The sequence below is a fragment of the Sphingobium chungbukense genome (assembly GCF_001005725.1).
Taxonomy (GTDB): Bacteria; Pseudomonadota; Alphaproteobacteria; order Sphingomonadales; family Sphingomonadaceae; genus Sphingobium; species Sphingobium chungbukense.
Window position 1 is genome coordinate 30,295 of the sequence record NZ_LBIC01000020.1, and the last position, 16,342, is coordinate 46,636.

Genomic DNA, 16,342 nt, shown 5'->3' on the forward strand with positions numbered 1-16,342 from the left:
CAGAAAGTGAAAACCACGCTCATGATCGGCGCATCCGCGCTGGCCTTCAGTCTCGCGACGCCGGGCGTGGCGCTCGCCAATCAGGAATGCGGCCTGCCCGACGCAGCGCAGAACCCGAACGTCGCCAACTGCCTCAACGAGCCCAGTAACTGGGCCAACGGCATTACCTATGATCAGGGCGACTATGCGACGCCCGCCGGGATCAAGGTCGATCTGTGGGCAACGGCCGTCGTGGCGCCGACGACCAACGACACGGCAGTCACCGTAATCGGATCGCCCGATCAAGCAGCCGTCATCCGCGCGCGCGGTGGTTCGACGATCACCGCTATCGGTACCGGGCTTTCCGCGCAGACCACCGGAACGGGGGCCGCGATTGTCGAGAGCCATGGCAACGTCGTGGCTGGCAGCAGGGGCCTGCTGGCCACCACCGATCTTGCCGGGGGAACAGGCCTTGCCTCGGTCATCAACCAGAGCGGCGGCACGGTCACTTTGACGCTCCCGGCAGCTCCTGCGCAAAGCGCCGCCCTGTTTGCCCGAGGCGGCTCGGCCAGCGCCATGAACAACGGCACCGTTAGCGTATCCAGCCTCGCGCCGGTCGGCGGGCTGGTCTACGGCATCGCCGGCGAAAGCCATGCGGCCGACGGGACGGTCACCCTGGCCAATGCCAACAGCGTCACCCTGACAGGCCTCGACACAGATTTTATCGGTGTCGGGACCACAGAAAGCAGCGGCCAGGTCGATATCAGCAACACCGGCTCCATCGCCATCGCGACCGCTGCGGGCGACGCGACAGGGCTTCACGTCGCAGGCGCCGGCACCCCGGGCGCGGTCACGCTTGCCAATAGCGGCCTCCTTTCGGTCTCCACGGACATTGCGGTCGGGAGCGGTCACGCGATCGGCATGGACGTCCAGCAAGGCACAAGCGCCACGCTCATTTCGGCGCGTACGGGCGCAACGGGCGGCATGACGGTGTCAGGCGGCGGCGCTGCAACTGGCTTCCTCGTCGAGAATGTCTCGGGGCCGGTCAGCGTCCGCAATACCGGCTATGTCCTCGATGTCGCATCGGGAGGCCTGGCGACCGGCGTACAGCTGTCCGGCGGATCGAGCCAGGCTGTTCGCTTTGAAGATACCGTGATCGGCGGCAATATCTACAATGGCGACCTGGTGGTCCAAGGCGCGGGCTCGGCTCGCGGGATTGTTCTCGACGGCGCAACCGACACCGTCTCGGTCGATTTTGACGGCGCATCTCTTTTAGTTACCAGCACCGGCGCGGACGCCTCGGGCATTGTCACGCAGGGCGGCGCGGATGTCGCAATCACGACCGCGGCCAAAGTACAGAACGGGAACGGCGCTGCCATCACCGTCAGTGCGGCTGACGGAACGGCAGCCGGGATCACGATTGCAGGGGCGACCGGCGCTCAAGCCGTTGCGCTTGGCGATGCCATCACCGTCACCAACATCGGCGGCAGCGCTGTCGGTCTCAGCCTGGCCGACGGCACCAGCCAGTCGGTCTCGTTGGCCAATGGCGCGACCGTGGCCGGGATGGGGGCGACCGGCGCGCAGTTCACCGGCGCAAGCGGCTCGATTGAGTTGACGAGCGCGGCGGGTTTCACCGTGGAAGGGGGGACTGGCGGGGCAACTGGCGTCATACTGGAAAACGGAGCCGACCAAACCGCGAACTTCGCGGGCAATTTCTCGGTCAACGCGGATGATGGCGATGTGAAGGGTGTCACTTCGTCAGGCGCGGGCGGTGCGGTGAGCGTTAACGCCCAGCAAGGTTTCAATGTCACGAATGGCGGCGGCCTTGCGGCTGGCATTATCGTTACGGATGGAACGAGCCAGACGGTGCTGATGGCCGACGGCCTCTCGGTCACCGGGACCAGCGCCACTGGTGCGCAGTTGACCAATGCCTCAGGAGCGGTGAGCTTCACGGCCAACGGTCCAGTCGCGGTCGATGGTGGCGTCGGAGGCGCGACCGGCATAGTTCTTGCCGACGGGTTCGATCAGACTACTGCACTGGCCGGCGATCTTGCGGTGGATGCCAGCGGCGGTGTTGCAACCGGCCTGATCTCGACGGGCGCCGCCGGCGCGGTGGAACTGAACGCGCAGGGCGCCTTCGCCGTCACCAATCGCGATGGGTCGGTGACCGGCCTCATCCTCGCGGACGGCACGAGCCAGGCGGCCACGTTGAGCGAAGGTCTGGGCGTTGCAGGGACCGGAGCCATCGGCGCGATCCTTACCGGTTCGGCTGGAGCTGCGACTTTCACGGCCAACGGTGCCGTTGCGGTAGATGGCGGAAATGGGGGCGCAATGGGTGTCCTGCTTGCCGACGGCATCGACCAGACCGTCACCTTTGCGGGCGATGTGGCGGTGGACGCCAGCGGCGGCATTGCGACCGGTGTCTTGTCGACCGGTGCCAGCGGCGCGGTGGGGATAGCAGCGCAGAACGGCTTTAGCGTCTCCAATGCAGGTGGCGCGGCGACGGGCCTCACTCTCGCCGGTGGAGCAAGCCAGACGGTTACGCTCGGTAACGGGCTCAGCGTTGTCGGTGTCGGCGCGACCGGCGCCCAACTGGTAGGCGCGACGGGGGCAGTCACTCTTGCCTCCGCAAACCCAGTTGCCGTCGATGGAGGAACCAGCGGCGCAACAGGGGTCATTCTCGCCGGCGGATCCGACCAGACTATCGATCTGAACGGTGATCTTGCGGTCAGGGCAAGCGCGGGGACTACGACCGGCCTCATTCTGACCAGCGCCAGCGGCGCGATGCAGGTTAACGCAAATGACGCGTTCAGCGTCACCAGTGGAGATGGTCCTGCGGCAGGCCTTATCCTCTCGGGCGGGACCTCCCAGACGGTGGTTCTGGGCGAGGGGCTTCATGTTGCCGGGGCTGGTGGAGCAGGCGCACAGATGTCCGGTGCGCTGGGCTCTGTGGATCTGACCAGCACAGGGGATTTCACGGTCGAAGGCGGCGCAGATCAGGCTGTTGGCGTGGTGGCGCGGGATGGCACCACGCAATCACTTTCGTTCAAGCAGGCTGTGCGTGTGCATGGGCTGGGAGCGACCGGCATCGATCTGGCGGGCGGCTCGGGAGCCTTGTCGGTTGCGCTCGGCGACGCCCTGACCGTCGTCGGTGGCGCAGCGGGCGCGACCGGGATTGCTCTGGCCGATGGAACCGCGCAGACGATCGACCTTGCCGGACCTGCCATCATCCAGTCTAGCGGCGGTGTCGCGACTGGCGTGCAATCCACAGGCGCGGCAGGAAACATCGGGATTGTCAGCCGGGATGCGCTGGCGGTCACCAACAGTGCCGGCAGCGCCGTCGCGATCGATATTGACGGCGGCACTGGCGCGGACGTCGCGCTTGCCGGGCCGGTAGCGGTTACCGCAAGCGGGGACACATCTGGTGTGCAGATAGCCGGCGCAGGGTCGCTGGACCTGATCTCGGCTGCGGACTTCACCGTCACGAGCGGTGAAGGCGATGCGACAGGCGCTGCCGTGACCGGCGGGGCAAGCCAGTCCGCTACCTTTGGTGGTCCGGTTGCGATCACTGGTGCCGAGCGGACGGTCGGCCTCAGCCAAACCGGCGCATCGGGCGCGATCGTCGCGTCCTTTGAAGGTCCGCTCACAGTCGCCGGTGGTTCTGGGCTCACCGCCGGCATTGTCCAGACGAACGGCACGACCCAGACCGTTTCCTTGTTCGACACCATGTCCGTTTCGTCGGTCGATGGGCCCGCCTTTGGCATCCTCCTCGAGGACGGTGCCGGTGTTGCAACGGCCCATCTCCCCTCGACGCTGACCGCAACCAGCCTTGAGAGCGATGCCTTTGGCCTCGTCGCGACTAATGGCCAGGGTCTGGTCATTGACGGTGAGGGGACTGTCACGGCAATTGCAGGGGGCACGGCGCGCGGCATTGCCAGCGTCGATCAATCCGGTGCCCAGACTGTCCAGATTGGCGATGTCACGGCCACTTCGACGGGAGGCATGGCCTCGGGCGTCCTTCTTGGCGGCTTCGATGCAATCAGCGTGCGAAGCGAAGGAACGATCACGGTTTCGGCCATCGCGGGGGGCGTCGGCGTCGGCATCGACACCAGCGGTTCTGATGCTGCGATCGACGTGGCGCTCAACAATGTTGCTGTTTCAGGCGACAATGTGACCGGCATCAGCCTGAACCAGACGGGCGGCGCCGGCAGTCGCGGAACAATCGCCGCGTCGGTCAATGCGGTCACGACAAATGGTGCGAATGCCATCGGTTTGTCGGCGACCGGATCCCAAAGCGGCGCAGTTGCGCTCACGCTGGGCCAGGCGAACGCGGATGATCATTCGGGGGGTGTCACAACAGCTGGAGATGGCGCGACCGGGGTCCAGATGACAGTGACCGATGGTCCAGGATCGATCACCAACCTCGGCAGGGTCGCGACCAGTGGCGAGGCGGCCAACGGCATTGGCGCGGTGGCGACGGGCAACGGCGCTATTTCCGTCGATAGTTGGACCTTGATCACCACTGGCGCGGGCTCGGACGGCATCGCTGTCACCACCGGCGCCGGCGCGCAAACCATCAAGGCGCATGCGGTCTCTGTTTCAGGCGCCGGCGCCAGCGGCATCGCGGCTACGTCCGCCGCCGGCGCGATCGCGATCGAGACGGGAACGCTCGAAGCGCTCGATGGAGCCGGACATGCCATCGTCGCAAGCAGCGACAGCGGGGCGATCAGCGTTGCGAGCGTCAACAGCTCTGCCCAGAGCGCAGACGCCATTCATCTCAGTTCCGCGTCCGGCGACGTCGCCGTCACCCTTGCGGACGGGGGGAGAACCTCGTCGGCTAACGGCGCGGGCCTGTTTGTCGATACCGGCGGTCACGCAACGATCAACCTGGGGACCGAGACCAACAATGCCATCCTTCATGGGAGCACGGTCGGTCTGTCTTCACATGCGACCGATGGCCAGACGATCACGCTTTCGGGCGTCGTGGGGGCTGATAGCGATCTCGCGCTAAGCCTCACGGGTGGCTCGGCAACCCTCCTCAACAAGGGCGCGATCAACGGCTATGTGTCGCTTGGGACCAGCAGCATCGCGTTCACCAACGCCGGCATCTGGAATGGCTTTGGCGGCAACTCGGCCTTCACTGCAAATTCGACCTTCACCAATAACGGTACGTTCAACGTCAATCCTGGCGCTGCCGGTCCAGCAACGATGCTGCTGACGGGCCTCGGCACGTTCCGGAACGCCGGAACGGTCAGTCTCGTCAATGGCCAGGCTGGCGACCTGCTCGACCTTGGCGGGGCAGCCTTTGCCGGCTCGGGCGGTTCGCGCGTCATCCTGGAAGCGAACCTTGGTGGCGCAGCGATCGGCGCGATTGCGGCCCAGACCGCTGACCAGCTTTCCATGGGAGCTGCCTCGGGTGTCACGACGATCGTCATCAACGATCTTAGTGGAGCTGCTGCCGCACAGTTCAATTTCTCGGGCATTCGGATCGTCAGCAGCACGTCAGCGGAGGACGGCGCCTTCATTCTCCAAGGCGGGAGCATCAACAAGGGCTTTGCGGAATATCAGCTGGTTGGCGACGGGAACGGTAATTTCAATCTCGTCAGCGTGCCCTCTGTCCAGGCCTTCGAACTTGTCCGGACCGGTGCGGAGGTCCGCCGCTACTGGCGCCGCTCCGGCGACGCCTGGGCCGAGCAGATGCGCGCGAGCAAGGGGCGGGAAGGGCTTTCGGCATGGGGCCAGTTTTACGGCGGCGGCGAAACGAACGAGGCGCGGCCGGTCTATTCCCTCACGGTGCTGGACCGTCCGATGAGCTTCACCCCGAACCTCGACATACGCGACAGCTGGACCGGGGCGCAGCTGGGGTTCGACTGGGGGCAGGGCGACTGGAGCGTCGGCCTGACCGGCGGCTATGTCGGTCAACAAGGCAGGGTGAAGGCGACTGGAGACGAGATCAAGCTTGATGGCGCGAATATCGGCGCTTATTTCCGCTATCGCTCGGCCAGCGGTTTCTTCGCCCATGTGCTGGCCAAGCTGGACCGCTTCTCTGTCAAATATGATCTTCAAGGCGCAGCGTCGGCCCGCAAGTTCGATGGCACCAGCTATGGCATCCAGGCCGAGGCTGGGTACCGCCTTGACATCGGCCGGGCCTTCATCGAGCCGGCCGTGAGCATTGCCTGGTCCCACAGCGATCTTGACGGTATCAAGGGCGCCGCTGGCGGCTTTGATGCATCGTTCCACAATGTAGGGAGCGCCTACGGACGTGCTGGAGCGCGAGCGGGCATCGCCGCTATGGCGGGCGGCTGGGCGGTCAGCCCGTATGTGGGGGTCGCCTTCGAGGGCGAGCTCAAGGACCAGCCCGGCATGACCCTTGTATCAGGCGGAAATGCCGTCTCCTTCCAGGACATATCGGAGGGCGGGCGCGCGCGCCTGGAGGCCGGTGTTGAGGGAAGCGGCCACAATGGCTTGTCGGCTTTCGCCAAGATTGAGGGCATCACAGGCAAACATGCAAATGGGCTGGCCGGGCGCGTGGGCGTCGCGTTCCGCTGGTAGGAGCGGCATAGGGCCCAAGTCTTCAGGCAGAACGGATCGCCTCCTGGCGGTCCGTTCACCACTTCTCCTGCAGCTTAAACACCACACGTCATCGGCGGAGCGGCCATATCGTGGTCCCCGATGAGGCGGAAAGGCTGCGTGCCTGGGCTAACATCATCGGCGTGGGCGGGCACTCGAAGGAGGATTGGTGCCTGGCTACGTGGTTGTTGTCGATGTCCTGGCGGTGATCGGCTTTCACATGGCTTTTCATCAGTCGCTTGTTCGCCGCTTGCTGGGGCGACCCGCTCGGTTGCGATTTTCCGGCAGGGGAGGGCGTCGATCCCCTGACATATGTCCTGCGTATCGCTGGTGTGATGATCATGGTCTTCGGTATCGCCATCGGCGGAATGCTGACGCTTTTCCACCTGGCCTGATCGCCCTTGGGCGACTGAAGCCCAAATTTCATGCATCTTGTCCTTTTATGTGCCCGATGGGCCTATGCCTTGCCATGCATGGCAAGTCTTCTGCGCGAGTGCCTCCTGGATTGCATTCGGGAAAGGTGATGCTATCGTCACTCATGCGGGCCGGGCCCCTCTGGCGACTGTCGAGGCAGTCGTGATGTCGGACCGCATCGAGCGTGCTCGATGCTGGTCCATCACTTAAATGCCCGGCATTTCTGCGCTGCTCTTCCACTGGACCTGAAAGGGGATGCGCCCATGCCGCGGCGGAACATGTACAATTTTCTCGGCGCGGTCTGGCAGTTGCAGGCTCGCCAGGCCTGAACCAGCAATGCGCGTCCCTTGAGGATCCACACCCGACAACCTGGCTTATCGCCAGTTGAGGATTTTCCCGATGATTGGAACGAGATTTCGAAATGCCGGCGCCATGGCCATGACCTTGGCCATCGCCATCATGGTGGCTGCTCCCGCCGATGCAAGGCGCGGCGGCAGCCTCGGCAGTCGAGGGTCGCGAACAGCGGCCGCGCCGGCGCCCACAAGGACCGCGCCCAATGAGGCCGCACCGGTCCAGCGGACCATGACGCAAAGTCCGGCTGCTGCGCCGACCGGCGCTGCCCATGCGAACGGGACTGCGCGGACCCCAGCCAAGGCCGGTGGTCTTGCAAAAGGGCTGATAGGCGGCCTCATCGCGGGTGGCCTGCTGGGCATGGTGCTTGGCAACGGCTTTGGCGCATTAGCCGGCAGTGGCATTCTCATGGCTTTGCTGCAGATTGCCATGCTGGGCGGTTTGGCCTGGTTCGCGCTGCGTCTGCTACTTCGCCGGCCGGCACTGGTTCCGGCAAGCGGACCTGCCTCCGGCCGCACTGACACCGCCTTCATGGGGCCACAGGAACGCTTCGCAGGCCGGGGATCAGCCCAGCCCGCAGCCGCCCTGTCCCGCGAGATCGCCATCACGCCTGATGACCAGCAAATCTTTGAACGTCTGCTCACCCAGGTGCAGGGCGCCTTCGCGCGCGAGGACTATGCCGCGCTGCGCGCCTGCACGACACCGGAAATCATGTCCTATCTCGCTGAGGAACTGAGCCACAACGCCACCAAGGGACAGCGCAACGAGGTGTCCGGCACCGAGTTGCTCGACGCGGAAGTGGCTGAAGCCTGGAGCGAAGGCGGCACTGACTACGCCACGATCGCGATGCGGTACCAGAGCATCGACGTGATGCGTGACCGCAATAGCGGTGCGTTGTTGGCAGGGGATCCGAGCCAGCATACCGTCGCGATCGAATTGTGGACCTTTGTCCGCGACACCCATAACCCCTGGCGCCTGTCCGCCATCCAGCAGGCGTGACAGGGATGAACTGGCGGTCGGTGCCTTTTTTGCCGATCGCCAGGCTCCTGATGGTCTCGTCATGCCCGGCTCGTGGAGCCTGCGGGCTGACGCCGTCCAACCTGCCTTCGCTCAGAACCGGCTGCTCTTTTTGCTACAGGGCCTCGCCGGTTGAGCGGCCGAACTCAACGCCATTGCGGTCACATGAAAGCCTCTGGTCCGCCAGGCCCTCATTATCTGCATGGAGCCCCAATTTGCTTCTTACCCGTTTAGCGCTCTTGGCCTCGCGATCATCTCGACCCTCGTCGCGGGCTATTATCTGCCGGGCGTATGGGCCATTCCGCTGTTCGTGATCGGCGCAGTCGTTTCCGGCGCTGGCATCCATGACCTTGCCCAGCCGCTTCATTCGGTCCGCCGCAATTACCCCATTATCGGCCGGCTGCGGTGGTTCTTCGAGGATATCCGCCCTGAAATTCGGCAATATCTGATCGAGGGCGAATATGACGAGACGCCTTTTTCTCGCAGCCAGCGCTCCCTGGTCTATGCCCGTTCCAAGAATGAGAGCAGCGAACGTGCCTTTGGCACCCAGCTTGATGTCTATGAGAATGGATATGAGTTTATCGGCCATTCGAGCCGCCCCGCGCCGCCGGCTGATCCGGAAAGCTTCCGCACCCTCATCGGCGGCAAGGATTGCACGCAGCCTTATTCGGCATCGATCTTCAATATCTCCGCCATGAGTTTCGGCTCGTTGAGCGCGAATGCCATCAGAGCACTGAACCTGGGCGCGAAGATGGGCGGCTTTGCGCATGATACAGGCGAAGGTAGCATCAGCCCCTATCATCGCGAACATGGCGGCGACCTCATCTGGGAGCTGGGGAGCGGTTATTTCGGTTGTCGAACCGCCGATGGAAATTTCGATGCCGCAGCCTTTGCCGCCAAGGCTGCCGATCCGCAGGTGAAGATGGTTGAGATCAAGCTCAGCCAGGGAGCAAAGCCCGGCCATGGCGGCATCCTGCCCGCAAGCAAGGTGACCGAGGAGATTTCGCTCACCCGTGGCGTGCCGGCTGGAGAAGACTGCGTCTCGCCAGCCCGCCACCGCGCCTTTTCAACGCCGTTCGAGATGATGCAGTTCATCGCGCAGCTACGCAAGCTCTCGGGCGGCAAACCGGTTGGCTTCAAACTCTGCATCGGCCAGCCCTGGGAATTCATGGGCATGGTCAAGGCCATGCGTGAGACAGGGATCTTTCCAGACTTCATCGTTATCGACGGCGCCGAAGGGGGAACCGGCGCCGCCCCGCTTGAATTTACCGATCATCTCGGGATGCCCATGCGGGAGGGGCTTCTCTTCGTTCACAATACGCTGGTCGGCGCGGGCGTCCGCGACCACATCAGGCTCGGTGCGGCGGGCAAGATCGTCAGCGCCTTCGACATAGCAGCGGCGCATGCTCTTGGGGCAGACTGGGTCAATGCCGGGCGCGGTTTCATGTTCGCGCTTGGCTGCATTCAGTCGCTGACCTGCAATACAAATCGCTGCCCCGTGGGCGTGGCGACCCAGGATCCCCTGCGCGAGCGAGCGCTCGTCGTGCCGGACAAGGCGGAGCGGGTGTTCAACTTCCACAGGAACACGCTGCACGCGCTCTCGGAAATGATCGCTGCGGCAGGGCTGGGGCATCCGAGCCAGATCAGCCCTCATCATCTCTCGCGGCGCGTCAGTCCGACTGAGATCCGCCTCTTCTCGCAGCTCCATAGCTTCCTCTCGCCAGGCGATCTGCTCGCGGGCGGGGCAGCCGATGCATTTTACAGCGCAAGCTGGCGGCTGGCCCGCATGGATAGTTTCGAGCTTCCAGGGGCTGCATAGCGGCGCGGGTCGGCTTTGTCCTGGCGACAGCGCGTGGATGGGCAGCAGGGCATGACAGCGTGGGAAACCCTGAGGCAGCATCCTGCCCTCACTGTCATTTTTGCGCTTTTCCCCAAGCTGGCAGATGATGCCATCTGCTTTTGAAAAACTGCTCTAGCGCCATTCGACCAGGGGTTCATCCTTCCCCGGCGCGATGAACGCCACGCGTTCAAACTCTGCCGCGATCACGCAGCGCGGCATCATGGCGCTGTCCTGCTGGATGCAATGCACAGGCTGTCCGTCGGGGAAGCCGGTGATGCGGCCTTCAAGCTGGATCTGGTAGCCCTGGGGGGAGGGCGTCTCCCCTTCTTCCAGCTTGATGGTCGAGGCATAGGGGCGATCGCCCCGCCTCAGGTTTCGAGGGCTCTGGGGCGAGAAGAACTGGGCAATCGCGAGGCGCTGGTCGCTTGAGGCCGGCATAGCGTCGGACATTGCCTCCTCCCCGCGCGCGCATCGATCCGCGCGGGTCCAGGGACGTTGGATCCAGAAACCCTCTACCGCATCGAACTTCATCTCGCCGGCCAGTGGCGTCACCCAGTCGGCCCCGGCGAGATCAGTGGTCCGGGCACTGAGCCTCAATGCCCGGCTCTTCGGATTGAAAACCCACCCAGCCCAGCTTTTGGCGTCGTCGGTCATTTCGCCCCGGCAGCCAAAAGGCATGCGCAGGATGAAGGAGCGCCCCACCAGCGCAGCGCTCGATCCAGGCATGGCTGAACCGCTCGCCGCCGCATCGGCCGCCGCTGCCGCTACAGACAGCAATGCGGCTCTGTCCAACGGCGGAGGGGGCGTGGGAATGACAGGGATTTTCGGGACGTTCACCTTAGGGGCGGCCTGTTGCGGTTCTGACGCTCGCGGCTGCGGTTCAGGCCCCGGCGCCCTGGCGACCAGGGCGAAGGTCAGCGCGGAACCCGCGGCCGCCGCAATGAGATGGGAGACGATGCGCAAACGGATGTTCTGTTCGGCCATCGGCCAAGCCTAGCAGATATGATGTTGAAATTGACCCCTCATTTCAGGAATATTCGTTTCCCGATGCCATTTCGCCTGCCCGAGCCTGCCCTTTATGCTACCGGGTCGCCATGACATTGGAGCAACTCGTCACTCTTCTGGTCCTTGCAGGCGTGGTCATCGCGCTCATCTGGGACAAGGTGCGCGCGGATGTCGTGGCGCTGGCGGGGGCTGCGCTGCTGCTCCTTACAGGCGCCGTGCGGCCAAGCGAGGTGCAGGGCGCCTTCGGCAGTCCGGCAATCATCGCGCTTGCCTCGCTTTTCGTCATAGCCCACGCGATGGAACTCTCTGGCCTGCTCGATCTTCTGATCCGCAAGGCTGTCGCGCTATGCGGGCGTATCGGGTCGCTTGGGCTATGGCTGCTGATCCTGATGTGCGGCGGGGCGTCGGGTTTCCTCAACAACACGCCGATCGTCGTGCTCGCAGCGCCGGTGGTGCGCGATGTCGCGACATCCTTAAGGCTCGATCCCAAGCGCTTCCTCATGCCGCTTTCCTATGTCGCAGTGCTGGGTGGATGCTGCACGCTGATCGGCACATCGACAAACCTGCTCGTCGACGACATGGCCCGCTCCTCGGGGCAGGCGCCCTTTTCCATTTTCGAAATCACGCCGGTGGGACTGGTGGTCGCCGCGGCCGGAGGGCTTTACCTCTTCCTCTTTTCCGGACGGCTCCTGGCAAAGCCCTTGCCTGGCGCGCTCGATCGGATGGAGGCGGCCTTGCCCCACCATGTAAGCCACCCCGATATCGCGGGCGATGCGATCGGCGATGCAGCCGACTTCGCGAAGCAGAGGCCGCTGGCCCCGGCAAAGGCGCTGACCTCGACCGCGATCTTTGTCGGCGTCATCCTCCTTGCCGCTCTTAATATCACGCCCATCGCCGCCTCCGCCTTTGCCGGTGCGGTGCTGCTCATCCTGCTGAGGGTCATCCGCCCAGAGGAGGCCTATGGCGGGTTGAGGCCGGAAATCCTGATGCTGATTGTCGGCATGGTCGTTATCGGCATCGCGCTCGAGCAGACGGGCCTTGCCTCCTCGGCGACCAACGCGCTGGTCGGCAAGGTAGGCCTCTTCGGCCCGCTCGGCGCCCTCATCCTGCTTTATGGCGCGACGCTGGTTCTGACCGAACTGCTGTCGAACGCTACCGTCGCGGTGCTGGTCACACCCATCGCCGTTGCTCTTGCCGAAAGCCTCCATGTGAGCCCGCGGCCCTTTCTCGTCGCGGTGATGATGGCGGGGAGCGCCGCTTTCGCAACGCCTTTTGGCTACCAGACCAATGTTCTTGTCTATCAGATGGCGGGGTACAGCTATCTTGACTTCACCAAGATCGGACTGCCGCTCAATCTTGTCACCTGGTTTGCGGCAGTGGCCGCTATCCACTGGTTTTTCCCGTTCTGAGACAAAGCGCAGCGGGTGGAGCCCGCAGCGTCGCGCTGGCTCGGCTGCGAGATCCCAGGAGGCAACAATCTCATAGGGAGCATGGCGCTCCAGCCAAGCCTGTCCCATGCCGAGGCGACGACAATCTGCGCTTTCTAAAAGTGACAGCGGCTTTCACTTTGGTCAGCACCCTTTGTTATGCCCGGTCCAAGATGATAGCGGCACTCAGCACTTGGGATCGCGCTGCGACGACCGGGCAGCAAAGCATCGCATCGAGTAGGAGATTGGCATGAGGTTCACCCACTTTCCGGTCGTGGCGTGCGGGATGCGGATCGCGCTGGCCTGTGCATCGATCGCCGGCGCCAGCGCGGGTCCGGCTTACGCACAATATGCTGAGGATGTCTCGGCTTCGATCGAGGTCGCCACAGATGAACGCCGCAGGGGACTCAGTTGGAGCGACGGCGATCCGGTAGTGCGGGGCTCGATCCTGATACCCGTGGCCGCTGGGCTGAGCCTCGAAGCTACGGCGGTTTCGCTATGGGGCGCCGAACGGCACGGCGGCGCAGATGCCGTGGCTGACTTGGGCGCGGCCTATGTGCGGCAGACCGGCGGTTGGAGACTGAGGGCGCAAGCGCGTTATCATCTGTTCCCCGGCGTTGCCGGTCAGGGCTTTGGCGAGTTGGGCGCTGGTGCCGGATATCTGATCGGACCTGCGAGCGTCGATTTCCATGCCGTTTATGCCCCGCGGCAGTCATCGATCGGAGGCGACAATCTCGCGCTCTCCGTTTCGGCCGCTGTGGGGGTGCCCGGAATCCCGATCACGGTTGCGACCTGGATCGGGCGGTCTTCAGGCGATGCGCGAGATACGGTTGCGGCAGCCCGGCTACGGCCTGATGGTTCCTATTGGGACTATGGTGCGAGCGTCGATTATCTGAAAGGCCGTTGGTCTGCCGGGCTGCGCTACACCGACAGCAGCATCAATGCGCCCGGAAGCTACCATACCGGGGCGACCCTGATCGGTCGGGTGGGATTGAGTCTCTAGCCATTCCGACCGGTCGCATCGGTTCGCCTGCCCGGAGCGTCGGTGTCGCCGCGACCGATCGCTTTGCGCCGCACCGTGATTGTCGGCAGGCTTCATTTCAGTGAACAGGCGCGGCAACGGTGATGGTCTACCAATCGCGCCATAACCGCCTAGGCCACCCAACAATGCAGATTGGCAGGCGTTCGGCGGATCGCGGGGCGTGCTGATTGCCGTTCGCCGTTGAAGCGAACCTCGGTTCCTTCCAAAAAAATAGGGCCGCCGGTTTCACCCCCAGCGGCCCTATCGAAAGCGGCTTTGAGAATGCCGGCTGTCACATCAGAATTCGAAGCGCACGCCGACGTTGACATTGTGGCTGTGGTCGGTTCGCAGTTGCTTGTCATCGTGCGTTCTGGCCGCCGTTGGCACAGTTCTGCTCCAGCCATCCTGCGCACGGCATTCGGCCTTTCCACCGCCGAAATTGACGTTGCTTTGGCGCTCGCCCGAGGCGAGACCCGCGACGAGATCGCTGCTGCCCGCAGAACTAGCGTCCAGACGGTCAGGGCCCAACTCAAGTCCATCTTTGCCAAGCTGAGCGTGACGCGAGAGATTGAACTGGTCACGATGTTTGGGGAGACGCTCCGATTATGACGGCAAGGGCTGAGCGCGGGGAAGCCAGGACATGCAGCTGAATATGGGCGAAGATACCCTGATCGGGATATGACGCTGAACCGCAGAGTTGATAGGATCGCGCCTGCGACCCGAAGGCTCAGGCCTCTATGGCCAATGAGACTTCTCCTAGCTTGACTGCCCTCGTGACAGTCGGGCTATTTTTTGTGCCAAGAACGGCAGCTTACCGCGCGGCTCACATGCTGGGCTGACAGTCGGCAAACGGCCCCATGCCGCCCCTTGTCCTGCGTGACGCTCCGGCACTTGCCGTAGTAACAATTTGCTTGACGGCATGGCTTTCTGTTACTACAGATAGCATATGATCATCATGTGGGACGAACCGAAACGGCAAGCGAACATCGCCAAGCATGGCATCGATTTTGCTGACATCGGAGAAGAGTTTTTCGCTTCCGCACTGATCGGCGACGCCAAGGATGGTCGGTACTTCGCGCTCGGCGAGTGGAACGGCTTCATCGTGGTGATTTTTGTCAGGCTTGGCAGCGAGGGTGTTTCCATCGTTTCAGCCCGGCCCGCCAGTCGCAAGGAAAGGAAGCTGCTGTCATGACTCAAGCCAAGTATACGCAGGCCGATATGGATGCGGTGTCGGACAACCCTGAATTGACGGCAGAGGATATCGCTAAGGCCAAGCCCTTCGCTGAAGCCTTCCCGGATCTCGCTGCGACCATCCGTCGTCGGGGAGTACAGAAAACCCCCACGAAGGTGAGTACAACCGTTCGGTTGGATCAGGACGTATTGGCCCGGTTGAAGGCCGATGGACCGGGCTGGCAGACCCGCTTGAATGACACGCTCCGAAAAGCGTTGGGAGTATAGCGTGATCCGCATCTCTGAATTGTACGATCGGCGCTAGGGGGCTTCTTGCTGGATAGAAGCGCAACGTCCGTTATTAGGGGCCCGACTTTGCCAAATGGAGACAATCAGAGCATCGTGCGCAAAAGTGGGAACCGGTTTTTGCGCAACAAACGATGCGGCAACAAAGAACTGGAGCGCGCGACCTGCGTCGGATTTAACGCAGCGCGCTCCAGAGGCCGAACAGCTTGCGCCACTTCTTGCGCCACGGGCGGCAACCACATGAAATCTTATTGATCGGGTGCCCTGACCGCAGTGTAATCCGGTAAAAAAATCAGACTGAGGGCGCGCCGCATCCTCAATCGTTGCTGCGCAGGTTGGCTGTTGTCGGGAAAGGCCTCCTGGCGCATTCGACGAACAAGCGCCCTTAGTGCCGCTCGGCCGGGCCTCTGGCCAGTTCCGACGCTCGCCAGTATCACAGGATAGTTCCAGCACCGCTCGACCATTATTCGCCTCCGATATGCGGCGGCGCACGATCAGCACCGCTGAACAGCCACAGGAACAAAGCTCCGACAAGGACGCAGATTGCACTCAATCGAGCGAATTCACTTTGGTTCAGGCTGCTGAGGGGCACGATCGGCAGCAGTATGACAACGAGGAAGGGCGCCCAGCGGGTATGGTGAAGCCAGACCGCGAAGGTGAACGCGAGCCAACACAACGAGCCTGCGAGCACAACGCTTCCGACGACCAAGCCTACGGATTCGATGATAATGCTCAAGACGTACATCGACGCCTTCCTCGTTGTAGCGGTATCCTCTCCTGAACAGATTAATATCGCGCTACGATATACTGGTCAACCTGTTTGAAGGGCCTTGTCGACCCGGTACGAATATCCTGGCCTATCTGGCCGGCGTTAGTCGTACGCGCGCGACCCTTCTTGAATTCGCCCACGCATTCGGCAGCTCGGTATCGGAAACCAGAACTGCGCTCGCCGCCGCCGATCTGGGCGTCGATCACAAGTTGCAGTTCTGGGATGGGTTGATCCTGACCGCGGCGGCGGAGGCTGGCTGCGCTTTGTTGCTGTCCGAAGACATGCTGGATGGCTTCGTGACGCGCGGCTTGACGGTCATCAATCCCCTGAGAGATACCCGGCATCCCAAACTTGCCCGGCTGTTTGGGCCCTCCCACTAGCCGTCTCGCCTCGACCTGAATGCACCTGGAGCACCGGGCGGTCGAAGGAGGGTTCGGCAGCGGGCACCCTGGGGACGCGGCGTCTTCTCTCGG

At 63.3% G+C, this 16,342-nt stretch carries 12 protein-coding genes; 9 read left to right on the forward strand and 3 right to left on the reverse strand.

The window, feature by feature from the left end:
• Positions 1-6 precede the first annotated feature (6 nt).
• The 4 genes from YP76_RS24815 (at position 7) to YP76_RS24830 (ending at position 10,150) form a co-directional block, all read left to right on the forward strand.
• The gene (locus YP76_RS24815) at positions 7-6,531 is read left to right on the forward strand and encodes a hypothetical protein (protein WP_157035877.1); all 6,525 of its coding nucleotides are present in this window, start codon (positions 7-9) and stop codon (positions 6,529-6,531) included.
• 257 nt (positions 6,532-6,788) lie between these two features.
• On the forward strand, positions 6,789-6,944 hold the full coding sequence (locus YP76_RS24820; RefSeq protein ID WP_232307718.1) for a hypothetical protein: 156 nt from the start codon (positions 6,789-6,791) through the stop codon (positions 6,942-6,944).
• Between the two features lie 457 nt (positions 6,945-7,401).
• On the forward strand, positions 7,402-8,313 hold the full coding sequence (locus YP76_RS24825; protein ID WP_232307719.1) for a Tim44 domain-containing protein: 912 nt from the start codon (positions 7,402-7,404) through the stop codon (positions 8,311-8,313).
• A gap of 220 nt (positions 8,314-8,533) precedes the next feature.
• Positions 8,534-10,150, forward strand: a complete 1,617-nt coding sequence (locus tag YP76_RS24830; protein ID WP_046766077.1) for an FMN-binding glutamate synthase family protein — start codon at positions 8,534-8,536, stop codon at positions 10,148-10,150.
• 153 nt (positions 10,151-10,303) lie between these two features.
• Here YP76_RS24830 and YP76_RS24835 read toward each other — a convergent pair whose 3' ends face one another.
• Positions 10,304-11,155: a hypothetical protein gene (locus YP76_RS24835; protein ID WP_046766078.1), complete on the reverse strand. Its 852-nt coding sequence runs from the start codon at positions 11,153-11,155 to the stop codon at positions 10,304-10,306.
• Positions 11,156-11,265: 110 nt separating this feature from the next.
• Between YP76_RS24835 and YP76_RS24840 the strand changes: the two genes are divergently transcribed.
• The 5 genes from YP76_RS24840 (at position 11,266) to YP76_RS24860 (ending at position 15,082) form a co-directional block, all read left to right on the forward strand.
• Positions 11,266-12,585, forward strand: a complete 1,320-nt coding sequence (locus YP76_RS24840) for an SLC13 family permease (RefSeq protein WP_046766079.1) — start codon at positions 11,266-11,268, stop codon at positions 12,583-12,585.
• Between the two features lie 268 nt (positions 12,586-12,853).
• The gene (locus tag YP76_RS24845) at positions 12,854-13,606 is read left to right on the forward strand and encodes a TorF family putative porin (protein WP_232307720.1); all 753 of its coding nucleotides are present in this window, start codon (positions 12,854-12,856) and stop codon (positions 13,604-13,606) included.
• A gap of 300 nt (positions 13,607-13,906) precedes the next feature.
• The gene (locus YP76_RS24850) at positions 13,907-14,233 is read left to right on the forward strand and encodes a helix-turn-helix transcriptional regulator (RefSeq protein WP_052757572.1); all 327 of its coding nucleotides are present in this window, start codon (positions 13,907-13,909) and stop codon (positions 14,231-14,233) included.
• 337 nt (positions 14,234-14,570) lie between these two features.
• Positions 14,571-14,816: a BrnT family toxin gene (locus YP76_RS24855; protein ID WP_046766080.1), complete on the forward strand. Its 246-nt coding sequence runs from the start codon at positions 14,571-14,573 to the stop codon at positions 14,814-14,816.
• Positions 14,813-15,082 carry a BrnA antitoxin family protein gene (locus YP76_RS24860; protein WP_046766081.1) on the forward strand — a complete coding sequence of 90 codons (270 nt, stop codon included), beginning with the start codon at positions 14,813-14,815 and terminating at the stop codon, positions 15,080-15,082. The genes YP76_RS24855 and YP76_RS24860 overlap by 4 nt, the downstream gene beginning before the upstream one ends.
• Positions 15,083-15,563: 481 nt before the next feature.
• Here YP76_RS24860 and YP76_RS24865 read toward each other — a convergent pair whose 3' ends face one another.
• Both YP76_RS24865 and YP76_RS24870 read right to left on the reverse strand, forming a co-directional pair.
• Positions 15,564-15,845: a hypothetical protein gene (locus YP76_RS24865; RefSeq protein ID WP_046766082.1), complete on the reverse strand. Its 282-nt coding sequence runs from the start codon at positions 15,843-15,845 to the stop codon at positions 15,564-15,566.
• A 41-nt stretch (positions 15,846-15,886) separates the two neighbouring features.
• Positions 15,887-16,213 (reverse strand): hypothetical protein, encoded by a 327-nt coding sequence (locus YP76_RS24870; RefSeq protein ID WP_046766083.1) that lies wholly within the window; start codon positions 16,211-16,213, stop codon positions 15,887-15,889.
• Positions 16,214-16,342: the final 129 nt, after the last annotated feature.